This is a genomic window from Bradyrhizobium sp. SZCCHNR1043 (genome assembly GCF_032489675.1).
In the GTDB taxonomy this organism is placed as follows: domain Bacteria; phylum Pseudomonadota; class Alphaproteobacteria; order Rhizobiales; family Xanthobacteraceae; genus Bradyrhizobium.
The window spans coordinates 1-3,420 of sequence record NZ_JAUEYN010000030.1; the positions used below are offsets into that span (position 1 = coordinate 1).

At 64.4% G+C, this 3,420-nt stretch carries 3 protein-coding genes; 1 reads left to right on the forward strand and 2 read right to left on the reverse strand.

All coding sequences use genetic code 11. The features are described 5' to 3' along the window. On the reverse strand, positions 1-1,442 hold a 1,442-nt coding region (locus QX039_RS32985; RefSeq protein ID WP_315813915.1), incomplete at its 3' end, for a flagellar protein. A 387-nt stretch (positions 1,443-1,829) separates the two neighbouring features. Between QX039_RS32985 and flbT the strand changes: the two genes are divergently transcribed. Beyond that, entirely contained in the window at positions 1,830-2,255 is a 426-nt protein-coding gene (gene flbT, locus QX039_RS32990; RefSeq protein WP_315715996.1) for a flagellar biosynthesis repressor FlbT, read from the forward strand. Between the two features lie 182 nt (positions 2,256-2,437). On the opposite strand, the gene QX039_RS32995 is transcribed toward flbT, so the two are convergent. Continuing rightward, positions 2,438-3,420 (reverse strand): flagellin (locus QX039_RS32995; protein ID WP_316219539.1); only part of this gene is annotated, 983 nt, incomplete at its 5' end.

Consider the following 3,420-nt stretch of genomic DNA (forward strand, 5'->3'; position numbering starts at 1 on the left):
TCGTTGGTGTCGGCCAGCGTCAGGTTCGACGAGCCGGTCTGCAGCACGTTGATCAGGTTCTTGTTGAAGTCCTGACGGATCTGCACCACCGACAAGTTCGAACCCAGCGTGGAGGCTTCCGACCGCAGCGTCGAGCTCGCCGAGTTCAACAGGGTGATCACCTTGTTCGCCGAGTTGTTGTCGAGGAAGTCGGTGCCCGAGGTGAGGGTCGACAGACCAAGACCGCCGGTATTGAAGGTCACACCGGTGATCGAGAGCGTCGACTTGCCGTTCTCGTTGAAGGTCAGCTTCAGCGTATCGCCGTTCAGCAGGTTGACACCGTTGAACGACGCGTCGGCCGCGGTCGTGTTGATCTGCGCCAGCACGTTGTTGTACTGCGAGACCAGGCTCGCGCGCTGCGTCTGCGCGGTCGCGTCCGCCACCGGAGCCGCCGCCGTCAGGCCGTTGAAGGCTTGGCTGGCCGCAGCCGACGTACCACCGATCGCGCCGATCGTGGCCGAAGCCGCGTCGTTGGTCGTGGTGATCGAGATCTTGCCGGTGGTATCGATCGAGGCCTGCAGGTTGTTGGCTGCGAGCTTGGCGTTGAGATCGTTCAGAGACTTGACCTGCCCTGTCCCTAGACCGAACGTGACACTCGTCGCCGTGCCTCCCCCTGTCGCGCCGATCGTCAAGGTCTGACCTGACAAGCCGTCGCCGACAGCAGTCAGCCCGAGCTTGCCCAAGGTGCCGGTGCTGCCCGAGAGCGTCAATCCCGCCGCCGGCGGCGTCAAGGTGATCGCACCCGCCGTGATCGACGCGGTCACGCCGGTCTGGGTCTGGATCGCCGACAGCAGGTTGCTGACGCTGTCGCCGATGCCGATGCTGGTGCCCGTCGAGGACGTGCCGGTGACGAAGGTGAAGGTGGTGCCGTTGACGACCAGCGTCTCACCGGAGGTGATGCCGGTGGCGAGGTTGTTCGACGCGGTGCCCGCCGTGCCCGACAGCTTGGTCGAGCCGGTGATCGCCACCGCGCTCGAGGTGTTGTCGTTGTTCACGACCGAGCCGGTCACAGCCGTCGAGCTGGAACCGAGCAGGTCAGTGGCGGTCGCGCCGGTCAGAGCCGCCGAGGTGACGCTGGACTTGGTGGAATAGCCCACGGAGCTCTGCAGCACCTGGTTGGCGATCGACTTGGCGCTGTCGACGAGCTTCTGCAGCGAGGTGATGCCGGTGTTGGCGGCCTGCAGCACCTGCACGCCGTTGCCGATGCCGTCGAGCAGATTGGAGATGTCGGAAGCGCGGTTGTCGAGACCCTGGGCGGTGAAGAAGTTGGTCGGATTGTCGAGCGCCGAGTTGACCTTCTTGCCCGTGGAGAGATTGTTCTGGGTGGTGGCGAGGAGCTGAGCCGTCGACTGAAGCGAGAGCAGATTCTGACGCACCGACGCCGAGAGAACAATACCTGACATTTTCATACCCTTCTGGTGTGAAACAAACTGCCCGATCCATTCAGGATCAAGGCGAAGCCCGTCGGTGACTGCACCACCGGGCGACGGGCGTTAAGGTAAATGCGAGCGGCTAACAAACAGTGAAGTCACGGCCGCTCGCGGTCCCCGATGCGTGGCATCGGCACGGCCGCGCATCGGCGATTCGCCGCGGATCACCTTGAAAACACCGCATATTCGCCAGGCGGGCGCGGCCGTTTACCGTCCGTTAACCATGATCGGAAAGGATTGCTGCGCGCCGACCGATCGAGCGCGCAGACTCCCCGCGCGATCTAGACTGGCAGCTGGACCGGTCATCGGCCTCGACGCAGCAGGTTCGGCGCCACGCCGATGCGGCAACGGAGAATGAGAATGGCCCTGAAAGTCGAACTGAAGCCGCATGAGCGCATCATCATCGGCTCCTGCGTGATCACCAACACCGACCAGCGCGCGCGTCTCCTGATCGACGGCGAGAACATTCCGATCCTGCGCGAGAAGGACATCCTGACGCCGGAGACGGCCGACACGCCGGCCAAGCTCGTCTATCTTGCGGTCCAGCTGATGTACATCTCGCCGGGGGCAGACGCGGATCACGGCACCTATTTCAACCTGCTGCGCGACATCATCACGACGGTGCCGAGCGCCTGGCCGATCATCGAGGCGATCAACGGCCATATCCTCAACGGCGATCTCTACCAGGCGCTGAAGGAAGCCAAGAAGCTCGTCGCCTATGAGAAGAAGCTGATCGAGCAGGCTGAAGCCGAACAGCAGGACAAGCCGGTGAGCTCGGCGGCCTGAGCCTCCGCCGAACACATCGTAGATCGAAGGCCCGGCCCCGCCCATGGCGGGCCGGCCTTTTTGTCCTGACGGGCTCGTCGCAATACGCCATCCGCACCGTCGGCCCCCCTCCTCGTCCCCTCCAATGAAAAGCGGCGGGGTTTCCCCCGCCGCCTTCGTTGTCGAGATGCGATGCCAGCGGATCAGCGCAGCAGCTGCAGCACGCTCGCCTGCGACTGGTTGGCGAGCGACAGCGCGGACACCGCGATCGACTGGCGGGTCGACAGCGCCTGGCTGTTGGCCGCTTCCTCGTTGGTGTCGGCCAGCGTCAGGTTCGACGAGCCGGTCTGCAGCACGTTGATCAGGTTCTTGTTGAAGTCCTGACGAACCTGCACGACCGAGAGGTTCGAACCCAGCGTGGAGGCCTCGTTGCGCAGCGTGGAGCTCGCCGAGTTGAGCACGCCGATGACCTTGTTCGCCGAGCTGTTGTCGAGGAAGTCGGTGCCCGAGGTCAACGTCGAGAGGCCGAGGCCCGCCGAGTTGAACGTGACACCAGTGATCGACAGCGTCGACTTGCCGTTCTCGTTGAAGGTCAGCTTCAGCGTATCGCCGTTCAGCAGGTTGACGCCGTTGAACGACGCATCGCTCGCGGTCGTGTTGATCTGCGCCAGCACGTTGTTGTACTGCGAGACCAGGCTCGCGCGCTGCGTCTGCGCGGTCGCGTCCGCCACCGGAGCCGCCGCCGTCAGGCCGTTGAAGGCCTGGCTGGATGCGGCCGACGTACCACCGATCGCGCCGATCGTGGCCGAAGCCGCGTCGTTGGTCGTGCTGAGGGTGATCTTGCCGGTCGACGAATCGATCGAGGCCTGCAGGTTGTTGGCTGCGAGCTTGGCGTTGAGATCGTTCAGCGACTTGACCTGCCCTGTCCCTAGACCGAACGTGATGCTGGTCGCGGTGCCACCTCCTGTGGCGCCGACCGTCAAGGTCTGACCCGACAAGCCGTCGCCGACGGCAGTCAGCCCGAGCTTGCCCAAGGTGCCGGTGCTGCCCGAGAGCGTCAATCCCGCCGCCGGCGGCGTCAGGGTGATCGCACCCGCGGTGATCGACGAGGTCACGCCGGTCTGGGTCTGGATCGCCGACAGCAGGTTGCTGACGCTGTCGCCGATGCCGATGTTGGTGCCGGACG